23 protein-coding genes and 1 pseudogene are annotated in these 18,795 nt (G+C 32.5%); 9 read left to right on the top strand and 15 right to left on the bottom strand.

Annotation, left to right across the window (positions count from 1 at the left end):
- Positions 1–9: 9 nt before the first annotated feature.
- The 3 genes from pepE to rrpB form a co-directional block, all read right to left on the bottom strand.
- Positions 10–714, bottom strand: a complete 705-nt coding sequence (pepE, locus tag ACLL8X_RS06360) for a dipeptidase PepE (protein ID WP_411990084.1) — start codon at positions 712–714, stop codon at positions 10–12.
- 66 nt (positions 715–780) lie between these two features.
- On the bottom strand, positions 781–1,530 hold the full coding sequence (locus tag ACLL8X_RS06355; protein WP_411990083.1) for a hypothetical protein: 750 nt from the start codon (positions 1,528–1,530) through the stop codon (positions 781–783).
- A gap of 89 nt (positions 1,531–1,619) precedes the next feature.
- On the bottom strand, positions 1,620–1,955 hold the full coding sequence (rrpB, locus tag ACLL8X_RS06350) for a MarR family transcription factor RrpB (RefSeq protein WP_411990082.1): 336 nt from the start codon (positions 1,953–1,955) through the stop codon (positions 1,620–1,622).
- A 166-nt stretch (positions 1,956–2,121) separates the two neighbouring features.
- Here rrpB and ACLL8X_RS06345 point away from each other — a divergent pair, with 166 nt between their 5' ends.
- From ACLL8X_RS06345 to blaOXA, 5 genes and pseudogenes are all read left to right on the top strand, one after another.
- Positions 2,122–2,739 carry an NAD(P)H-binding protein gene (locus ACLL8X_RS06345; protein ID WP_411990081.1) on the top strand — a complete coding sequence of 206 codons (618 nt, stop codon included), beginning with the start codon at positions 2,122–2,124 and terminating at the stop codon, positions 2,737–2,739.
- Positions 2,740–2,789: 50 nt separating this feature from the next.
- Positions 2,790–3,551 (top strand): 5'/3'-nucleotidase SurE, encoded by a 762-nt coding sequence (gene surE / locus ACLL8X_RS06340; protein ID WP_411990080.1) that lies wholly within the window; start codon positions 2,790–2,792, stop codon positions 3,549–3,551.
- Positions 3,552–3,563: 12 nt separating this feature from the next.
- Positions 3,564–4,220 carry a tRNA threonylcarbamoyladenosine dehydratase gene (locus tag ACLL8X_RS06335; protein ID WP_411990079.1) on the top strand — a complete coding sequence of 219 codons (657 nt, stop codon included), beginning with the start codon at positions 3,564–3,566 and terminating at the stop codon, positions 4,218–4,220.
- On the top strand, positions 4,204–4,653 hold the full coding sequence (locus ACLL8X_RS06330; RefSeq protein ID WP_411990078.1) for a GNAT family N-acetyltransferase: 450 nt from the start codon (positions 4,204–4,206) through the stop codon (positions 4,651–4,653). Before ACLL8X_RS06335 ends, ACLL8X_RS06330 begins: the two co-directional genes overlap by 17 nt.
- Positions 4,650–5,381 (top strand): annotated as a pseudogene (gene blaOXA / locus ACLL8X_RS06325) (OXA-184 family class D beta-lactamase); the annotation flags it as partial. The gene ACLL8X_RS06330 and the pseudogene blaOXA, both read left to right, overlap by 4 nt.
- A 1-nt stretch (position 5,382) precedes the next feature.
- On the opposite strand, the gene ACLL8X_RS06320 reads toward blaOXA, so the two are convergent.
- The 11 genes from ACLL8X_RS06320 to ACLL8X_RS06270 form a co-directional block, all read right to left on the bottom strand.
- Positions 5,383–6,261: a sulfate/molybdate ABC transporter ATP-binding protein gene (locus tag ACLL8X_RS06320; RefSeq protein ID WP_411990077.1), complete on the bottom strand. Its 879-nt coding sequence runs from the start codon at positions 6,259–6,261 to the stop codon at positions 5,383–5,385.
- On the bottom strand, positions 6,258–6,932 hold the full coding sequence (gene modB, locus ACLL8X_RS06315) for a molybdate ABC transporter permease subunit (protein WP_411990076.1): 675 nt from the start codon (positions 6,930–6,932) through the stop codon (positions 6,258–6,260). The genes ACLL8X_RS06320 and modB overlap by 4 nt, the downstream gene beginning before the upstream one ends.
- Positions 6,925–7,326 (bottom strand): TOBE domain-containing protein, encoded by a 402-nt coding sequence (locus ACLL8X_RS06310; protein WP_411990075.1) that lies wholly within the window; start codon positions 7,324–7,326, stop codon positions 6,925–6,927. Before ACLL8X_RS06310 ends, modB begins: the two co-directional genes overlap by 8 nt.
- Positions 7,323–8,072, bottom strand: a complete 750-nt coding sequence (gene modA / locus ACLL8X_RS06305; protein ID WP_411990074.1) for a molybdate ABC transporter substrate-binding protein — start codon at positions 8,070–8,072, stop codon at positions 7,323–7,325. The genes ACLL8X_RS06310 and modA overlap by 4 nt, the downstream gene beginning before the upstream one ends.
- Positions 8,073–8,182: 110 nt before the next feature.
- Positions 8,183–9,001 (bottom strand): AlwI family type II restriction endonuclease, encoded by an 819-nt coding sequence (locus ACLL8X_RS06300; RefSeq protein WP_411990117.1) that lies wholly within the window; start codon positions 8,999–9,001, stop codon positions 8,183–8,185.
- 23 nt (positions 9,002–9,024) lie between these two features.
- On the bottom strand, positions 9,025–10,185 hold the full coding sequence (locus ACLL8X_RS06295) for an AlwI family type II restriction endonuclease (protein WP_411990073.1): 1,161 nt from the start codon (positions 10,183–10,185) through the stop codon (positions 9,025–9,027).
- A gap of 8 nt (positions 10,186–10,193) precedes the next feature.
- Positions 10,194–11,111, bottom strand: a complete 918-nt coding sequence (locus ACLL8X_RS06290) for a DNA adenine methylase (protein ID WP_411990072.1) — start codon at positions 11,109–11,111, stop codon at positions 10,194–10,196.
- Complete coding sequence (locus tag ACLL8X_RS06285) at positions 11,096–12,103, bottom strand: DNA adenine methylase (protein WP_411990071.1); 1,008 nt, start codon at positions 12,101–12,103, stop codon at positions 11,096–11,098. The genes ACLL8X_RS06290 and ACLL8X_RS06285 overlap by 16 nt, the downstream gene beginning before the upstream one ends.
- Positions 12,104–12,110: 7 nt before the next feature.
- A complete protein-coding gene (locus tag ACLL8X_RS06280; RefSeq protein ID WP_411990070.1) occupies positions 12,111–12,797 on the bottom strand; it encodes a methyltransferase domain-containing protein in 687 nt (228 codons plus the stop codon).
- Complete coding sequence (locus ACLL8X_RS06275) at positions 12,794–13,405, bottom strand: pimeloyl-ACP methyl esterase BioG family protein (protein ID WP_411990069.1); 612 nt, start codon at positions 13,403–13,405, stop codon at positions 12,794–12,796. The genes ACLL8X_RS06280 and ACLL8X_RS06275 overlap by 4 nt, the downstream gene beginning before the upstream one ends.
- Positions 13,402–14,544: an aminotransferase class I/II-fold pyridoxal phosphate-dependent enzyme gene (locus ACLL8X_RS06270; protein ID WP_411990068.1), complete on the bottom strand. Its 1,143-nt coding sequence runs from the start codon at positions 14,542–14,544 to the stop codon at positions 13,402–13,404. Before ACLL8X_RS06270 ends, ACLL8X_RS06275 begins: the two co-directional genes overlap by 4 nt.
- Positions 14,545–14,611: 67 nt before the next feature.
- Between ACLL8X_RS06270 and ACLL8X_RS06265 the strand changes: the two genes are divergently transcribed.
- Entirely contained in the window at positions 14,612–15,895 is a 1,284-nt protein-coding gene (locus ACLL8X_RS06265; protein WP_411990067.1) for an adenosylmethionine--8-amino-7-oxononanoate transaminase, read from the top strand.
- Here the strand turns inward: ACLL8X_RS06265 and ACLL8X_RS06260 are convergent.
- Positions 15,892–16,485, bottom strand: coding sequence for a dethiobiotin synthase (locus tag ACLL8X_RS06260; protein WP_411990066.1), 594 nt, complete (start codon positions 16,483–16,485; stop codon positions 15,892–15,894). The genes ACLL8X_RS06265 and ACLL8X_RS06260 overlap by 4 nt on opposite strands.
- Positions 16,486–16,632: 147 nt before the next feature.
- Between ACLL8X_RS06260 and ACLL8X_RS06255 the strand changes: the two genes are divergently transcribed.
- Genes ACLL8X_RS06255 through ACLL8X_RS06245 form a run of 3 tightly spaced genes read left to right on the top strand, consistent with a single transcriptional unit; the run spans position 16,633 to position 18,771 of the window.
- Complete coding sequence (locus ACLL8X_RS06255) at positions 16,633–17,169, top strand: 50S ribosomal protein L25/general stress protein Ctc (protein ID WP_411990065.1); 537 nt, start codon at positions 16,633–16,635, stop codon at positions 17,167–17,169.
- The gene (gene pth, locus ACLL8X_RS06250) at positions 17,166–17,711 is read left to right on the top strand and encodes an aminoacyl-tRNA hydrolase (RefSeq protein ID WP_411990064.1); all 546 of its coding nucleotides are present in this window, start codon (positions 17,166–17,168) and stop codon (positions 17,709–17,711) included. The genes ACLL8X_RS06255 and pth overlap by 4 nt, the downstream gene beginning before the upstream one ends.
- Position 17,712: 1 nt before the next feature.
- Positions 17,713–18,771 carry an LptF/LptG family permease gene (locus ACLL8X_RS06245; protein WP_411990063.1) on the top strand — a complete coding sequence of 353 codons (1,059 nt, stop codon included), beginning with the start codon at positions 17,713–17,715 and terminating at the stop codon, positions 18,769–18,771.
- Positions 18,772–18,795 lie beyond the last annotated feature (24 nt).

Genomic DNA, 18,795 nt, shown 5'->3' with positions numbered 1-18,795 from the left:
TGCGACCCCTTATAGAGAATAATTTTGATGAAGTTTTAAATTTTGAATTTGCATAGGATGAGTAAGTTTTAAGGCGTCTTTGAATCCTACAACTTTAAATTCCCCATCTTGCACTCTCAAACCGCAACCTTCAGGCAGGGCGTAAATGCTTTCTTTGGGATGGGTGATTAAAAATTCTTCCAAACGTTCTTCTCTGCTTTCTCCGTTGTGATTAGGGATTTTTCCGCTTATAAAATGGGGGTTGATATGGTGTGTAAATACGCCTAAAGCTTCAAAACTCTTTGGCATAACAATAGGCATATCATTGGTTGTTGCTATGCTTTTCCCGGCGATATTTGACCCTGCTGACCAGCCCACATAGGCATTGCCATTTAAGATGCTTTGTCTAAGCGTATCTAGTAAATCAAGCTCATAGAGTTTGTGTAAAAGCATAAAGCTATTGCCTCCGCCTGTGATAAAAGCCTTGCTTTTCAAAATGGCTTCTTTGGGATTTGAAGCGTGATGGATAGAATGGATATTTAAGGGTTCTAAAGCCTTTTTGACCTTTGCTTCATACTCATCGTAGCTTAAACGCACTCCAGCATAAGGGATAAATAAAATAGCTTCCTTATCAAGTCCATAACTTTGAAAAAAATCAAATATAATTTCTTTTGCGTGGCTTAAATAAGGGCTTTGTTCATAGCCTGAAGCACTGAATAATAAAAGCTTTGACATGGAAAATCCTTTGAAAAATTTAAAATTTAGATTTTATTAAAAATTTGCTTAAAAATTTTAAAAATTTCAAGGATTTGTCGGGCTGTCTTTTAAAATGGAAATGTTTTCATTTGGGACAAGTTTAGTGATGTTTTTTTCGCCTAAGCCTTGGATATTATCTACAAAACGCACATAAGCAAACTGAGAATCCCTAAAAAGCAACTCGCCAATGAGAAATTTCTGTTTGTCTTTAAGATAAATTTCCACTCTTTGCGCACTTAATCCTTTGGAATTAAGAAAAAATTTAAATCCTTTTTCGAAATACTGAGGAAAAAGAATAGCTAGATAGCTTATAAATATGAAATTCATAAAGATTATACTGAGAGAATTTTTAAGATTTTTTCTTTCATAATAATAAAAAAACGCTCCTAAAAATACAAAATAAACAAAAGCAATAACACCGCAAAAAAGTAGCCATTTCGCTTCATAATGATGAGAAGTGAGTATAAAAATAAGAAATACAACAAAAAACAAAATACTTAAAACAGAGCAATAAAAGAGAAAATCGCTTTTCTTTTTTTTGAAGATGATGTAATGTATGACTATGTTAAAAGGTAGGGCTAAAAAGGCAAAGACTAAAAGATATATAAAAAGAAAAATAAAAATCCATAAATGGTCAAAAGAAAGCAGGTCAAAAGAGAAAAATTGATTAAGCCTCACATAGCTTATAGTAAAGATAAAAAAGCAAAAAATACAAAATCCTAAAGTAGCAAAAAGGATTAATTTAGAGAATTTTGGGATAATTTCTGATAAGTCGTTTAAAAAATTTTGTTTCATTACTTTGTCCTTAAGTTTTTATTCAAAATTGCTTAGTTTTAAGATGAACTTAAATTTCTAAGCCTTGTTAAAATGTTTAGAAGCTTATTTTAACTTAGCTTTTTTTGATAAGCTTCTCCCCAGCTTTGAAGGCTCATTAGTATAGGCTCTAAGCTTTTGCCTAGCGGGGTTAGGCTGTATTCTACCTTAGGCGGCACTTCGGCAAAGATTTTTCTTTTGATGAGTTTTGCCTCTTCAAGCTCTCTTAAATTCTGGGTTAAAACCTTTTGGGATATGCTTTGATTTTTACTAGCTCCTATACATTTTTTAAGCTCACCAAAGCGTTTTTTGCTCTCTAAAAGGTCTCTTATGATGATGATTTTCCATTTATTGCCTATTAAATTTAGGGTAGTTTCCACAGGACAGGGTGAAAAATATTCATTCATTTTTTATCCTTTTACATTAAATTTAAAAATTTTCCTAGCCTTAAAAAGCTTTAAATTTCATAATAGTATCTAAAAAGTAAGTATAGCATAAAAAAGTTTCTACTTGATTTTTTATACTAAATATATTTATAATTCTAACATAATTTTTAAAATCAAAGGAGAAAAAATGAAGATAGCTATATTAGCAGCTAGTGGTAAAGCAGGTAGAGCAGCCCTAAATGAAGCCTTAAATCAAGGCTTTGAAGTGAGTGCCTTTGTAAGAAAACAAAGTCAAATAGACAGCAGAGCAAAGCAAATCATCAAGGATATTTTTAAGCTAAGTTTTGAAGATTTGCAAGCTTATGACTGCATTATCGATGCCTTTGGTGAGTGGGAGGATTTAAGCCTTCATTTAAAGCATATTGAGCACCTACACAGCATTTTGCAAAATAATAGTGCCAAGCTTTTGGTAGTCGGCGGTGCAGGAAGCTTGTTTTTAGAAGATAAAACCCGCTTGATGGATAGTGCGGATTTTCCTAAAGAATATTTGGGCGTGGCAAGGGCTACGGCTGAAGTTTTGGACTTTTTAAGGGATAAAAGGGATATAAATTGGCTGTATTTTTCCCCAGCGGCTGAGTTTTATGAAGGAGCTAGAACGGGCAAATTTAAACTCATAGGCGAGAATTTTGAGCTAAATAGCAAAAATCAAAGCCGTATTTCTTATGCGGATTATGCCACGGCTTTGCTTGATTTGGCTAAAGATGAGAGTGCTAAGTTTAAAAGAGTATCCATCATAGAGCTTTAAGCTGTCTTGTCCTTAAGGCTTTTTTTGTTACAATGCCAAAAAGGACAAGAATGAAAAGAATTTTAATCACCAATGATGATGGCTTTGAAAGCGAGGCACTTTTAAAGCTTGTCAAAAGACTTAAAAAAGACTTAAAAGCTCATATTTTAGTAGTCGCTCCTGCTAGGGAAAAATCCGCTTGTTCGCATGCTATTACCCTTAGCCAACCCTTGCGTTTTGTAAAAGTGGCTAAGGATTTTTACAAGCTTGATGATGGCACTCCGTCTGATTGTGTGTATTTGGCTTTGGCGAAATTTTATAAAAAAACCCTGCCTGATTTAGTTATCAGCGGGATAAACAAAGGAGCAAATGTAGGAGAGGATATAAGCTATTCAGGCACTTGCGGCGGGGCTATGGAAGCTGTTTTGCAGGGTATTCCAGCCCTTGCACTTTCTCAGCTTTATGAAAACCCTAAGAAATTAAATTACAAAAATGCTTTAAAAATCACTTCTAAAATCGTTAAAAAGATATTAAATAAAGGCTTTCCTTTAAACAAAAAAGAATTTTTAAATGTCAATTTTCCTGCTAAAAAGCTAAGGGGCATAAAAATTTGCAAGATGGGCAAAAGGGTATATAATTTTAAAGCCAGTTCTCATAGCAATCCTAGGGGACAAGAATTCTTTTGGTTGCCGCTAACGGATTTGGAATTTAGGGGTAAAAATAGCGATGTAGCCTTTTTAAAACAAGGCTTTGCGACTATGACGCCCATAAGGCTTGATTTTACTGCTTATGAGAGTTTTAAAACGCTTAAAAAATGGTTAAGAAATACTTAAGAGGAAGAGAAAATGAATGACAGATACACGCGGGTAAAATGGCTTGTGGGAGAGCAAGCTTTGGCTAGGATTGCTAAGACTAGGGTGCTAGTTTGTGGGCTTGGAGGCGTGGGTGGAATTTGCGTGGATGCACTCTTTCGCAGTGGCTTTAAGGATTTTACTCTCATCGATGCAGACAGCTTTGAAATCACTAATCAAAACCGCCAACTTCACAGCGAACACTTAGGGCAGAACAAGGCTGAGGTCTTTGCTAGAATTTACGCAGCAAAAGGCATAGTAAAGAAAGTAAGTAAGGAGTTTTTGTCCCAGTTTGATTTAGACGAGTTTGATTTAATCATAGACGCCATAGATGATATAAGTGCTAAGGTGGCTTTGGCTATGAGTGTGGATTTAAAACGCCAAATTTTCATCTCTAGCACAGGCGGGGCTAGGAAGCTAGACCCTACTCGTATCAAAACCACGAGCATTTTTAAAACGCACGGCGATGCTTTAGCTAAGAAATTCCGCTATGAGCTTAGGAAGGCTGGATTTAGGGGTGATTTTGATGTGGTTTTTTCAGACGAAGAGGCAAAATGCAAGGATTTAGGCTCTTTTGTGGGTGTTACGGCTTCTTTTGGTTTGGCTTTGGCAAGTTTAGCAATGAGAAAAGTGCTTGATAAAAAGGGCTGATTTTCGGGATTTAGACCCTTGTATCAAGCTTTTTAAGCAAAGTGTAAGTAAGCTTTGTAAAAATGATTACACGAAAGAACAAATTCATGCTTGGATTAATATAGAGCAAAAAGCTTGGGAAGAAAAATTCGCAAAAGATTTCGTTTATATCTATGAAAAACAAGGAAAAATTGTAAGTTTTATAAGTTTAAAAGAAGATGAGAAAATGCTTGATTTGCTTTTTACTCACCCTAAATTTACAAGACTTGGTTTGGCTAAAGATTTGCTTGATTTTGCGTTAAAAAAATACTCTTGCAAAGAACTTTATGTTTTTGCTTCTTTGAGTGCAAAGCCTTTCTTTTTAAAAAATGGCTTTGATGTTATTAAGGAAAATGAAGTCTCAAAAGAAGGGCAAATTTTAAAAAATTTTTTAATGAGAAAGGGAAACTTATGAAAAAAATCATCTTGTTTTTATGGATTTTAAATTTTGCCTTTGGGCAAGATAAAATATTAGAAGATTTTTTTAAAAATTATAATACAAGTGGGACTTTTATAGTCTTTGATGGAAAAAATTATGCAAGTAATGATTTTAAAAGAGCCAAAAAAGCCTTTTCCCCTGCTTCAACTTTTAAAATCTTTAATGCTTTAATTGCACTTGATAATGGCGTAGTTAGAGATACAAAGGAAATTTTTTATCATTATAAGGGTGAGAAAGTATTTTTACCCTCTTGGAAGCAAGATGCTAATTTAAGCTCAGCTATAAAACGTTCTCAAGTACCTGCTTTTAAAGAATTAGCAAGAAAAATAGGACTTAAAACCATGCAAGAAAGTTTAAATAAACTCTCTTATGGAAATGCAAAAATTTCAAAAATTGATACTTTTTGGCTGGATAATTCTTTACAAATTTCTGCAAAAAATCAAGCTGATTTACTTTTTAAACTCTCGCAAAATTCTTTACCTTTTTCCAAGAAAAGTCAAGAAGAAATTAAAGAAATCATTCTTTTTAAAGAAGATAAAATACAAAAAATTTATGCTAAAACAGGTTTTAATGATAATATAAATTTAGCTTGGATTGTTGGATTTGTAAAGACTAAAAACAAAATTTTATCCTTTGCTTTGAATGTTGATATAAAGGATATTAAAAATATTAAAATAAGAGAAGAATTATTAAATAGGTATTTAGCTACATTCTTCCAACTATGATAGGATTAAAAGCTTTTACTGAAAGTATGAGCGTATCGCCTGTTTTGATATTTTGATAGTCTTTTAAGAATTCTTCTTCGCTAAGTGTGATTTTAACGATATTTTGATTTAAAAGCAGGGTTAAAACCACCAAAATATCATTTTTTTTAATTTCTAGCAAAACTCCACTCAAGCGTAGTTTAGCACTGATATTGGAGTGGGTAAAAAATTCATTTTTAGGAAAATCTTTAGTGATTTTTCCATTTTTAAGCTCTAAAATTCTGTGGCTTAATTTGTAAATTTCGGCTAAATCGTGGCTAACTAGAAGGGTGCTAACCTTAAAATGATGCAAAATTTTGCCTAGCTCATCTTGCAAATTTGCACGCATTTTAAAATCCAAAGCACTTAAAGGCTCATCTAAAAGTAGTATCTTAGGCTCTCTTGCTAAAGCCCTTGCTAAAGCTACTCTTTGTGCCTGTCCCCCGCTTAAATTTCTAGGATAAATTGAAGCTAAATTTTCAAGCTCCATTAAGGCTAAAAGTTCATTTACTTTCTTTTTAGAATGGGCTGCATAAGCGATGTTGTCCCTAACATTCATATTAGGAAAAAGCGCATAATCTTGAAACACAAAGCCGATTTTTCTCTTTTGTAAAGCCAAATTTACACTCTTAGAAGAGTCAAACCAAAGCTCGCCTTCTACTTCTATGCGTCCATTTTGGGGTTTTATAAGCCCTGCAATAATCTTTAAAAGCGTTGTTTTTCCCGTGCCGCTTTCGCCAAAAAGTGCGGTGATTTTTCCTAGTTCTAAGCTTTTGTTGATGTTTAAATCCAAAACACCTTTGGCTGTATGGATAGGGTGATTGATGTCGATTTTTATCACTCAAAACTCATTTTTTTATTGACAAAATAAAGGCTTACAAGCACTAAAAAAGAAAAAACAAATAAAACAAAAGCGTATTGATGGGCTAAGGTATAATTTAAAACTTCAAGCTCATCATAAATAGCTATGCTTGCTACTAAAGTTTCGCCCTGTTTATGTCCTCCTATCATCATCACAACTCCAAATTCTCCTATGGTATGAGCAAAACTCATCGCACAAGCACTAAAAATCCCCGCTTTAGAATTAGGCAAAATCACTCTAAAAAGGGTGTAAATTTTACCCTTGCCTAAGCTATAAGATGCATCAAGTAGGTTTTGATTGATAGATGAGAACGCACTTTGCAAAGGATTAACCATAAAAGGCAAAGAAAAAATTAAAGAAGCAAAAACAAGTCCTTCAAAGGTAAAAACCAAAGAAAGATTTAAATATTCTTTTAAAAACTGCCCCAAAAAGCTATTGGCTGAAAAACTAACGAGCAGGTAAAATCCCAAAACACTAGGGGGTAAAACCAAAGGCAAAGAAACGAGACTTTGAAGGATTATTTTAAAAGGAAAACGCACAAAACTTAATAAATAAGCCAAAAAAACACCTATAAAAAAAAGAATAAAAGTCGTAATAAAAGCAAGTTTAAAAGTAAGAAAAAGCGTCTGTAAAAAAGCCCCATCAAGCACGGCTTGTCCTTAAAATAATATCATTTGCCTTGACAAAACAAAGCCATTCTTGTTCTTTGTCAATTTGAAGTTCTAGGGCTTTTTCTTTGGTAATAATGCTAGAAAGCCAAACGCCCTTAAAATCAAAAAAGACTTGATATAAAAGCTCGCCCTTTTTGATTTTTCCAATTTTGGCTAAGAAAGAATTTTCAACACTCAAAGGCGAGTGGGGCGTGGTAAAACAAAGCTCGTGTTCTTTAAAAAGTAGCTCCACTTTTGCATTGATTTTTAAATTTTCTAAGGATTTTAACTCAAGCATCAAAACGCTAAAAATTATCTCTTCACAAGCTATTTTAACGATGACTATATCTTCTTGATTTAAAAGCTTACAAATTTTTCCTTTGATGAGATTCACGGCGCGCTAAATCCATATTTTTTGAAAATTTCTTTTGCTTTGCTAGAAGCGATAAAATCACTAAATTCAAGAGCTAGTTTTTTGTCTTTAGCGTATTTTGTGATGACATAGCTTTGCTCTAAAGGAGTAAAATATTTTGAATCAACAATAACAGCCTTGCCTTTAGGGTGGTTAGCAGGAGAAACTAAAGAATAAGCCACTATGCCTAAATCCGCATTTTTGCTATCTACATGTAAAACAGGCACGGAAATATTTTCACCCAAAACGATTTTATCTTTAAAAACCGCTTCTAAATTTAAATTCTCAAGCACCTCCTTAGCCGCTACTCCATAAGGGGCTACTTTTGGATTGGCTATGCTTAAATGCGTGATTTTGTCCGCTTTGTCTTTTAAGCCTAAAACACCCCCTTGAAGCAAATTTTCATCCAAGCTATATAAAGCCACAACGCCCAAAACATAAACTTTTGGTTCGCTCAAAGCATTTTTATCATCATAAATTGCCTGAGCGTATTTCGTATCTGCTGAGAAAAAGAGGTCAAATTCCCTACCTTGTTTTAAAAGCTCATAATACTTCCCAGAAGCACCAAAAACAAGCTCTATTTTGTCATTAGGATGTGTTTTTAAAAACTCATTCTTAACTTCATTCATAGCTTTTGAAGCCGAAGAAGCAACAAAAATACTTAAATTTTCAGCACTTAAATTAAGGGCAAAAAACAAAAATCCCAAAAACAGCACAATTTTTTTCATTTAATTTTCCTTGTATAAAAATTTAATTTTTAAATTATATCACAAAAAATTTATTTTATATCATTTTTGCACAAAATAAATATTTTAAAATATTGATTTTATAGACAATATTAGTTATATTCTTTTATCCTTTCAACTATGTATTTTTGATACCACTCATTAGCTTCTAGCTCATTTAAATTTGCCTTATAAGCTTTGTCAAATATAGAATATAGCTCGCTATATTTTTTGCTATTTTTTATAATGGTTTTGAGTTCTGTGCTTTGTAAAGATGCTATTTTCATTCCCTTTACATACTTAGAGCTATCGTTTGTATCATAAAAGGTATAAGTTTTGCGATTTCTAAAGTCGCTTAACGTGTTTATATCTAAACGAGTAGCAATAAATACACAATATGAGTTTAAATTGCCACTTTGTAACAAATGTTGTCCCAAATGCCTTGTAACAGGCTCTAGCTCCATTTGTCTTTGACCTGTTTTGTTAGAAAGTGTAGCTTCAAGTAGCAAAGTATGCTTTGGATAGTGCTTCGTTTCTTTATACTCATAGACAATATCAGCCCCGCCACCGTTTGCGTGAGATTTTGGCAATAAATTAGCATCTAGGCTTAATTTCATATAATCTAAAATTTTGCCTTGTCTTTCACTGATTTTATACCACACAATGCCAAGCACATATTCAAATAGAGTATAAACTTCAGCATTATCCGTAATATACTCTTTAATTTTGTCATCAGCCCTGTTTTCAAAATTCTCTAGCAATTCTATCAGTTTTGCATCGCTAAATTTTTCATCAATTAACTCATTAAATCTTGCATAACGCTCTTTTTCAAGCTCGTTTATAGCTTCATTTAAACTAGTAATGCTTAATCTTAGTTCATTATTGATTGAAGTTATAATTGTGTTATCACTTAACACTAACACGGGCGAAATTTCATTTAGCTCACAATCATCTTCTAAAAGCGTGCTTTTTTATAAGCATCGTTATAAAGTTTATCAATTACACCCTTAAAGAAGTGCTTTGGGATAAGGTCTAGGCAAATCTTGCTATCTTTAAATAAAAAGATGTCGCTCAAGTTCATATACCTACGATTTAAATCAAAATAATCATAAAGTGTAGCTTTTGCTTTAAATAGATGCATTGTTTTAAAAAATAAAGCTCTTAGCTCACTCTCATCTGTAATATTATTAAAGATAGTATTGTTTAAGACTTTATCAAGCTCATTTTTGATTTTTTTCTCTGTTATTCTAGGCGTAAAAATATAGCCATTCCACCATTTTTTTAGCTTTAGTTTTTGTATGGATAAAAATAATTTGATAAGAGAAGCTTCATCTTTTTTGCCATCTAAAAAAATATTTTTCAAGCTCAAATATACACTATAATAAGGCACATCAAATTTGGCACTTTTTCTATTCATACCTATATCGCAAAAGGTGATTTGACTAAGGTTTGGGCAATGTAAAAACCATTCTAATGCCTCGTTGTAATTTGTCATTGAAAGCAGTCTATTTATAATAATTTCATCAATATTAATCTCATTTTTTCGCAATAATGAAATTTGATTAGAGATAGATTCTGTATATTTAGCATTAGTGCAAAGTGGCAATAGATAGGTAAATTCCTCATCATGCAAATATCCATGCCTACTTAGCATATATAAGGTAACAATAAAGGGTCTTACTACATTATTTTCTATTTTGCAGTTGTTTGTTTTTAGGAGCTGTTTTAGATACATAAAGCTATCTTTTGAAATTTGCAAGGCATTGTCTATGCTAAAATCGCCATTTTGGCTAATTTGTAGGACTTTTTGCCCTGCATTTGTTAGCTTTCTTTCATTATTAAGCAATCCTAACTCAACAAGCCCAGAAGTCTTTTCTCTTGCATCTTTATCTTTTCTCAAGGCACTACCATCTACAAAATTATTTTGTTGTAAAAAGTCGTAATACTCGGCTTGTAAAATAGTATTTGCACTCCAAGTTTTATTTTGATTTTGCGGCAGTTTCCAAAACCTATCAAGCAAAAGAAGCTGGATTTCAATCGTTCTATTAAAATTTTCAGTTCTAAAACTCGTTGTTCCTAAGTTCCAACAATAGCTTTTATATGCGAATTTTCCCATTTTCATTCCTAATAATTTGTTATCAAAACTTCATCGCTTGATAAGCTTTTATCTTTGGTTTGATAGTTTGAATTTGAGTATTTATAGTTGAGATGATGAGTTTTGTAAGTCCTATTTTCTAGCCAAGATTTTAAAATTTCATTTGTTTTACCTTTGCTTGTTAGCACATTTGAAAGGGCAAATTTGATTTTTTTACTATGTAAAACATCTAAAAATTCCAATAAATCTAGCTCATCTTTATCAAGCCAACCACCCTTTTCGTTATATGTAGCACAAGTGATTAAATAGGGCGGGTCAATATATACAAAGTCGTTTTTATTTAGCCCCTGCGTATTAAAATTTCTAAAATCAGCACTAGAAAACTCGCTATTTTGCTCATGCAGTCTTTTTATAAAATTAATAAGCTTTTGCTCCATTTTTGCATTAAAATCACGCTTGCCAACGGGTAGATTAAACTCGCCATTTGAGTTAAAGCGGATTTGATTATTAAAGGCATAGACTATCATCACATAAAATAAAATGTAATAATCGTTAGCGGCACAACTCATAGCATTAAAATCATTTCTTAGTTTTAAAAAACAGCTTTTATTATACTTGCCAAGTCCCTTTTTGCTATCGCAATTATAAAATTCATAACCGTATTTGCTAACTAGTGAAAGCTCGTATTTTGTGATGGTGTGATAAATTTTTTCTACCGTGTTTTTGCTATTTGTATCCTTAAAAAACTTGCATAATTTTATTACTTTGTCATTTATGTCATTATAAATTATTTTATTGCTTTTTACATTTAATCCTACATTACAACCCCCACAAAATAAATCAACAAAGGTATCAATTTTTTTTGGAAAAAGCGGTAAAATTTGCGGAAGTAGCTTAAATTTACCACCCGTATAGTTGAGTGCAGAGGCAATCAATACACCTTGCATAAAAATAGCCTTTCGCTGTTGTCTTTTATATTGGATTTGCCTGTGCTAAAGGCTTTATAATCTTGTGAAAATACTAATACCTTGCCTTTTTTATTTAAAGCATCCATTATGATTTCATCGCTAATTCTAGCATTAGAGCGGTCATTGCCTTTACTTGCCATATTGTTATATGAAAATAAGATATATTTTGCATTGATATTTGAGATTAAATCCACAAAAGCTTCACTTGCATTACTATTACAATACTTGCTTTTTATATGCCTCCTATTCATCTTGCGAGCGATACCAAATACTTGTGGCTTTTGCCAAGTGGCAACATTTTCCAATAAATGATAGGCATCGCAATACTGCCTTGAATTATAAGGAGGGTCAATGTATATTAAATCTGCATAAATTTCTCTTACCAATTCATTTGCATCTTTGTTAAAACAACGATTACTAGCACTGAGTTTATTGCTTAGTTGTGGCATAGCAAGAGTTAGGTCATTAGCCAATTTCGCTCCTTTTCTAAAGGCATCATAGTGTCCGCAAGTTGCCGCTATTTTATCCATTGCATAAAGCAATGAAGTAATCAGTATCGCCCTCTCTCTTTCATTAATATCCAAACTTTCAATACTCTCACGCACAAAGCCTATTTTTGAGCAAACTTTATCACTAAAATAGGTATTGCTAAAATTTTCGCTCATATAGTTTGCTTCCAATCTATCATAGGCATTAAAGTCTTTTAAAATTTTCTCTAGCTTTTTACGCTCAAAGCTTTGTGGGCTAAACCAAGCGATATTGCTAATATAATTGCTTTGTAATATATCATTTGTGTATAGCGTTTTTTCTATAAATGCACTAGCAACTGAGCCTGTGCCTGAAAATATATCAGCGACTGATTTGATACCTTGACACTCAGCTTTAACAACTTCTAGGATAAAGGGTAAAAGCTTTGTTTTATTGCCAAGATAACGGCGAGAACCTATGTTAAAAGTAGTTAAACCATTCATTTGCTTTTCACACCTCATTTTTGCACAAAATAAATATAGGATGGTAAGTCAGTTTATTTTGAAAATTTTCTTCATATTTTTTTAAAAATTGTTTTGATAAGGGATAATAACCTAAGGAATTTACCCCGCTTGATTTTAAGTGTTTAAAAACATCTAAAGCTGTATCAAATTGTAAAGTGATTTGCTCCTGTTCTAGGTCTATATTTGAAAAATAGGAGCTAAAAATTTGTTTTAGCTTCAAAAAATCAAAATATTTTAAAGAAAAGCCCGTGCTTGTTTTAATCTCTTTTAAATTTTGCCCCCCAAAACTAGAAAGCAATAAAATCCCTTTTTCATCTAACATCTTTGCAAGTATAGGCAAAATGCGTTCTAAATCAAGCCATTGTAAGGTAGCATTTGAAGTGATAAGGTCGAATTTTTGTTTGCTAAGGGGATGTAAGGCAATATCATTCATATCAAAAATTTCAAACTTAAAATCATTTTTGTAAGGCAAAATATCATTGCAAATAAACTCATCATAATTAATGATTTTTTGAAGGCTGATGCTAAATTCTCCCCTTGCACAGCCAAATTCAAATACCCTTGAAAAATGTTTGCGTCTTAAATTTTTAAGTTTCAAGCAAAGTTTATGAGCCATAAAGGCTTGAATAATGGAATGTTTTTGATAATTAGACCCCGCTTTTAAAAAATTCAAAGCTCATCCCAAGTTTTAAAATGAAAAAAAGCAAAATGGGGTTCATTTAGAAAAATCAAATTTTCAAAGCTGTTTTTCAAAGCATTTTGCGGAAAAATCCCATCTTCATTGCTAGAATAAATTTTATCCCAAATAAAATTTTCATCTTGGTTTTTTAAGGCAAAATCAAAAAGCATTCTAAGCTCCTTTTCTAAGGCTTTTTCTTCTTTAAAAATAAAATTTGTCGCTAAATTTTCTCGTCCTTTTAACAAGACTTCTTTAAAATTTTCTAGTTTGAAATTTTTGATGGTTTTGCTAAAAATAGCAGGATGAATGCCTTTAATCTTATCTATGCCTAAATTTGTGCCATTTAGGGCTATTTTTTGCTTAAAGCTCAAATTTTTTAAAAGTTTGCTAGCCACACAAACCCCCATAGAAAAGGCGATGAGAGTAGGTTTAAGAAAGGCTTTAAAATCAAAATTTAAATCAAAATTTTCATAATCATAAAATAAAAGCACATTTTTATCACTCTTTAAATGTGAAAAATGCGTAGTATGCGAAGCAAATCCCCCAAAGATGACTATCAACTCTTTTGAATTAGGATTTTTGTGTAAAAACTCATATCTCATAAAAGCTCTATTATCCTTTCAAGTTCTTGCATACTAAGTCCTGAGTGTAGGGAAAAGCGAATTCTAGCTGTGTTTTTTGGCACCGTAGGTTCTTTAATCGCAGGTGCGAAAATTCCAGCGTTTTCGAGCTTGTTAGCTAATTCTAGGGCTTTTTTATTTTCTCCTAAAAGCAAAGAAATGATATAAGCATCGCCTAAGATAGTGCTGTTTTTTTGCTTAAGCTTATCTTTAAAATAGGTGCTTAACAATTTTAAATTTTCTCTTTTTTCTTTAAAATAAGGCATTTTTTTAAAAACAAATTGCGTCCAAGCTACATTAAGGGGTGGCAAAGCCGTAGAATAAATAAAAGCTCTGGCTTTGTTGATGAAAAAGCTTTTGTATTTTTTTTCACATATTATACAAGCACCTAGTGAAGAAAGGGCTTTTCCAAAAGTAAAAACCAAAAAATCCACTTCATTTTCCAAACCCAGCTTTTTAACAAGTCCCAAGCCTTCATCATCAAAACAACCTACACTATGAGCTTCATCTATGTAAAGTTTGATTTTTTCATAACGCTTTTTTAGAATTTGCAAAGCCTTAAAATCGCTAAAATCCCCATCCATACTAAATAAAGCTTCGCTTAAAATGATGATATTTTCGTATTTGCCGTAGTTTTTTTGCACTAAATTTTCTAAGTGATTCATATCCTTATGATGAAAACGAAAAAAACAAGCCCCGCCCAATCTCAAACCATCAATCATACTTGCGTGAATGAATTTATCAGCCAAAAAAAGCGTTCTAGGAATGCTAGCAAGTGCGGCTATGCAAGAGATATTAAGATGGTAGCCGCTATTAAAATGCAAAATTTCTTTAGCCTTAAATTTGTCCTTTAAAAAGCCTTCTAATTCTTCATAAATTTCAAAATTTCCACTCAAACTTCTTGAACTTGAACTTGAAAAAAACAAATCTTGTTCTTTTAAAGTGCTTAAAAATTCATGCCTTAGTTCCTTAGAAGAAGCTAAATTTAAATAGTCATTTCCTGCCAAATTTAAAAGCTTTTTATCTTTTTTAAAAACAAAATTACCCTCGTGTCTTAAGGGCGTGAGAGTTCTTAGATTATGATTTTGCTCTAAATTTTGCAAAATTATTTCAAGGCTCATTTTTTTCCTGTGAATTTAGAAATTTAAAGTATTATTTTGCCAAAATATTTTTAAAAAAGAAGTTATAATGCAAGATAAAATTCTAAAAGAACTTGATTTAAAACACATTTGGCACCCTTGCACGCAAATGAAAGACCATGAAAATGTGCCTTTAATTCCCATCAAAAAAGCCAAAGGAATATGGCTTTATGATTTTAATGATAAGGCTTATATGGATTGTGTGAGTTCTTGGTGGGTGAATCTTTTTGGGCATTGTAATGAAAAAATTTCAAGTGCGATTAAAAAACAAGTTGATGAGCTTGAACATGTGATTTTAGCGGGTTTTTCGCACGAGCCTATTATCAAACTTTCAGCTAGGCTTTGTGAAAAAGTGGGCGGGGATTTTACTAAATGCTTTTATGCGGATAATGGCTCAAGTGCCATTGAAGTCGCTTTGAAGATGAGTTTTCATTATCACTTCAATCAAGGAAGGAAAAGAAATAAATTTTTATCCCTAAGCAATTCTTATCACGGCGAAACCTTAGGGGCTTTAAGTGTAGGCGATGTGGCACTTTATAAGGATACTTATAAAGCCTTGCTTTTAGAAGGTTTAAGCGTGAGTGTGCCAAAAAATAAGGACTATCAAAAAGAGCTTGTCGAATTAAGGGCTGTGCTAGAAGAGCATTCTTGTGAGCTTTGTGCTTTTATTTTAGAGCCTTTGGTGCAGTGTGCGGGAAATATGCATATGTATGAAGCAAGTTTTATCGATGAGGCTATAAAACTTTGCCGTGAATTTGGGGTTTTAGTGATTTTTGATGAAATCGCTACGGGTTTTGGACGCACAGGAACGCTTTTTGCCCTAGAGCAATGTAAGCAAAAGCCTGATTTTATCTGTCTTTCAAAGGGTATTACGGGGGGCTTTTTGCCCCTTTCTGTGGTGCTGACAAAGGATGCAATTTACAATGCCTTTTATGCGTCTTTTAATGAGCAAAAAGCCTTTTTGCACTCTCATAGTTATACGGGAAATGCCCTAGCTTGTGCTGCGGCAAATGCGGTTTTGGATATATTTGAAAATGAAAATATTTTAGAAAAAAATCAAATTTTAAGTGCCTTTATGCAAAAAGAATTTTCAAGACTTAAGAGTTTTGATTTTTTGGGGAATTTTAGAACTTGCGGTATGATTAGTGCCTTTGATATTTTAAGCACTAAGTTTGAACGAGTAGGGCTTTTTGTGTTTCAAAAAGCCTTAGAAAAAGCCCTGCTTTTAAGACCGCTTGGAAATACCATTTATCTTATGCCTCCTTATATCATCACAAAGGAGCAAATTTCTTATGTGGTGGAGAGTTTGGAGCAAATTTTTAAGGAATTTTAACCCAAAAGCCTTTGCATTTGCTCTTTAAAATCCGCATTTAAAATGCTTTCTTCATCAAAAAAATCAAGATTTATGATAGGGATTTGTGTGTAGTTTTGGACAAATTCATCTTGTAAAATATCTTTTTTGCCCATCATAGCAAGGGCTAAAATAAGGATATTTTTTTGCTTTAAGGCTTCAATGCTAAGTAAAATATGATTAATGCTTCCAAGATAATACTTTGCCACTAAAATAGTCGCTCTTTTATTTTTAGACATAAAATCTATCATAGTGTGTTTTTCATCCATAGGAGAAAAAAGCCCCCCTGCTAGTTCGATGATTAAATTTTCACTCTTAGGTAAGACAAGTTCTAAGGCTTTATAAACTGCTTTTTCTTTAATTTTGCCAATATGAGGGGCTGCGGGGGTTTGCAAAAAAACACCCTCTTTAAAAATCTTTGTTTTTGGGCTAAATTTAGCTATAAACTCACTATCAGTTGGCTTTCCTGCTTGAATGAGTTTAAAATAATCATAAGAAAAATTCGCACAAAAAGCCGCACTAAAATGCGTTTTACCTACATCTGTATGCACTCCACTTACATAAATTTGCATTTTAAACCTTTAAAAATTTAACTTTGTATTTGTGATAAATCAAGCTTGAAAATTTCAAATTTTAATTATAGCTAAAAAACGAATTTACTTTTACCTAAGCCAAAGTTAGCTATAATCAAAGCTCATTTTTTTAGAAAGGACAAAAAGATGTTAGAAGGTATAATTAGAGAGAGTATCGGTAGAAAAGCGGCTAAAGCTTTAAAAAGAGATGGTTATCTAATCGCAAACATCTATGGAAAAGGATTAGAAAACATCAATGCCGCTTTTAAAGTCAATGAATTTATCAAAGAGGTTCGTAAAAAAACGACTTTGATTTTTGATGTGAAAGTGGGTTCTCAAATTCTAAGCGTTGTAGTTGTGGATTACCAAAAAGACCCTGTAACAAGTGATTTAAAACATGTGGATTTAAAAGTTGCCCAAAAAGGTGTGATTTCTAAATATATGGTTCCGGTTAAAATCACAGGAACAGCCATAGGTCTTAAAAACAAAGGTGTTTTAATCCAATCTAAAAGAAGATTAAAAGTAAAATGTGCGGCTGAAAATTTGCCTAATTTCTTCGAGCTTGATGTAAGCAAATTGGATGTGGGTGATGCTTTGCTTGTTCGTGATATCGTAGTGCCTGCGGGTGTAAGTATGATTGACGCTGATAGGGTAGCGGTTGTAGGCGTAGAAAAAGCTAGATGATTTTAGTCGTAGGGCTTGGCAATATAGGCGTAGAGTATGAAAATACCCGTCATAATGTAGGCTTTATGCTGATTGATTTACTTTTAAAAGAAAGCAATTTTACAAATCTTACAAACTCTAAATTTAAAGGAGAGCTTTTTAAGATAGGCTCTTCTTTGCTCCTTCTTAAACCTAGCACTTATATGAATCATTCAGGGCTTAGTGTAAAAGCGGTAAGTGATTTTTACAAATGCGAAAGAATTATAATCATACACGATGATATTGACATAAATTTAGGCACTTTGCGTTTTAAAAAGGGCGGTTCAAACGGCGGACATAATGGGCTTAAAAGCATAGATAGCTTGTACGGACATGACTATGAAAGAGTGCGTATAGGAGTGGGTAAGGGTGAAAATGTGATTTCACATGTTTTGGGTAAATTTAAACCTGAAGAAGACCTAATTTTAAGCAAAGTTTTAGAGCATACAAAAAAAGCTTTGCTTGAGCTTATTCAAAACGGTGATTTGCCTCTCATATCATCTAAATACAGCCTAAAGGCTTAAGATGTGGATATTTTTTCGTTTTATTTCAGGGATTTATTTAAAAAATTTTTTTATCATTTTTTTTTCTTTGCTGGGATTTTATTGCGGTGTTGATTTGATTTTAAATTTTAAGGACCTGCCAAAGGCTGCCAATCTTGATTTGCTTTATGTGATGTTTTTATCTTTTTCGGCGGTGCCTTATGTGCTTCCTATTTCTTTGATTTTTGCTTGGGTGGTTTCTTTGATTGCTATGATTAGGGCAAATGAATTAGTAAGCCTTTATGCCTTGGGTCTTAGTAAAAATTATGTGATTTTATTTCCTTTTTTATGGGCTTTGTTTTTTTGTTTTGCTTATATAGCTTTGAATTTTACTTCTTTTGCCTATGCAAATGATTATAAGAGAAATATTTTAAAAAACGGCACTATTGTGAAACAAAGTGGAGAGGTATTTTTGAAATTTAACAATGATTTTGTTTATATTTCAAAGATAAATAATGGGCAAAATAGTGCTCAAAATATAAAAATTTTTAGTATCAATGATTTAAATTTAAGCTCTTTTATAAGTGCTAAAAATGCTCATTTTGAAGGTGAAAGTTGGATTTTGCGAGAGGGTAATATTACTTTACTACCTAAAAACTATGAACTAGCTAAAGATGGTTTGAAGATAGAAGATTTTTCCCAGCTTAAATCACTTGATGGTTTTAAGCCAAAGATTATAGAAGGAGTGGCTAGTAATAGTGATTATTCCATTTTAGACGCCCTAGAAAGTTTTGGACTTTTTAAGGCACAAAATGTCAATACAACCGCCCTTAGGATTAGTCTTTATAAATTTATTTTCACTCCCTTTTTTGCACCCTTTTTAATGCTGATTATGTATTATTTTTTTCCTATTATAGCGAGATTTTTTAATCTTGCTTTTATAACTTTTATAGCTTTTGTGCTAACTTTGATGATTTGGGGGGTGTTGTTTTTGCTTACTAGATTAAGCGAGAATGGTGTGATTGCAAGTGAAATTGGCATTGTGACGCCTATCATACTCTTAGCTTTTTTGAGTGCTTGTATGTATTATAAACACCGCTAAATTAAGCTTTGTGTAGTAAAATTA

Origin of the sequence: Campylobacter parajejuni, from assembly GCF_046764905.1 — a bacterium.
Taxonomy (GTDB): Bacteria; Campylobacterota; Campylobacteria; order Campylobacterales; family Campylobacteraceae; genus Campylobacter_D.
The sequence above is the reverse complement of the archived record's forward strand: the minus strand, read 5'-3'. Positions and strand labels throughout refer to the sequence as shown.

Excerpts from the sequence above, each read along its gene's own strand:
- pepE (WP_411990084.1), bottom strand. The coding sequence starts at position 714 with ATGTCAAAGCTTTTATTATTCAGTGCTTCAGGCTATGAACAAAGCCCT.
- ACLL8X_RS06355 (WP_411990083.1), bottom strand. The coding sequence starts at position 1,530 with ATGAAACAAAATTTTTTAAACGACTTATCAGAAATTATCCCAAAATTC.
- rrpB (WP_411990082.1), bottom strand. The coding sequence starts at position 1,955 with ATGAATGAATATTTTTCACCCTGTCCTGTGGAAACTACCCTAAATTTA.
- ACLL8X_RS06345 (WP_411990081.1), top strand. The coding sequence starts at position 2,122 with ATGAAGATAGCTATATTAGCAGCTAGTGGTAAAGCAGGTAGAGCAGCC.
- surE (WP_411990080.1), top strand. The coding sequence starts at position 2,790 with ATGAAAAGAATTTTAATCACCAATGATGATGGCTTTGAAAGCGAGGCA.
- ACLL8X_RS06335 (WP_411990079.1), top strand. The coding sequence starts at position 3,564 with ATGAATGACAGATACACGCGGGTAAAATGGCTTGTGGGAGAGCAAGCT.
- modA (WP_411990074.1), bottom strand. The coding sequence starts at position 8,072 with ATGAAAAAAATTGTGCTGTTTTTGGGATTTTTGTTTTTTGCCCTTAAT.
- ACLL8X_RS06295 (WP_411990073.1), bottom strand. The coding sequence starts at position 10,185 with ATGGGAAAATTCGCATATAAAAGCTATTGTTGGAACTTAGGAACAACG.
- ACLL8X_RS06290 (WP_411990072.1), bottom strand. The coding sequence starts at position 11,111 with ATGCAAGGTGTATTGATTGCCTCTGCACTCAACTATACGGGTGGTAAA.
- ACLL8X_RS06285 (WP_411990071.1), bottom strand. The coding sequence starts at position 12,103 with ATGAATGGTTTAACTACTTTTAACATAGGTTCTCGCCGTTATCTTGGC.
- ACLL8X_RS06275 (WP_411990069.1), bottom strand. The coding sequence starts at position 13,405 with ATGAGATATGAGTTTTTACACAAAAATCCTAATTCAAAAGAGTTGATA.
- ACLL8X_RS06270 (WP_411990068.1), bottom strand. The coding sequence starts at position 14,544 with ATGAGCCTTGAAATAATTTTGCAAAATTTAGAGCAAAATCATAATCTA.
- ACLL8X_RS06265 (WP_411990067.1), top strand. The coding sequence starts at position 14,612 with ATGCAAGATAAAATTCTAAAAGAACTTGATTTAAAACACATTTGGCAC.
- ACLL8X_RS06260 (WP_411990066.1), bottom strand. The coding sequence starts at position 16,485 with ATGCAAATTTATGTAAGTGGAGTGCATACAGATGTAGGTAAAACGCAT.
- ACLL8X_RS06255 (WP_411990065.1), top strand. The coding sequence starts at position 16,633 with ATGTTAGAAGGTATAATTAGAGAGAGTATCGGTAGAAAAGCGGCTAAA.
- pth (WP_411990064.1), top strand. The coding sequence starts at position 17,166 with ATGATTTTAGTCGTAGGGCTTGGCAATATAGGCGTAGAGTATGAAAAT.
- ACLL8X_RS06245 (WP_411990063.1), top strand. The coding sequence starts at position 17,713 with ATGTGGATATTTTTTCGTTTTATTTCAGGGATTTATTTAAAAAATTTT.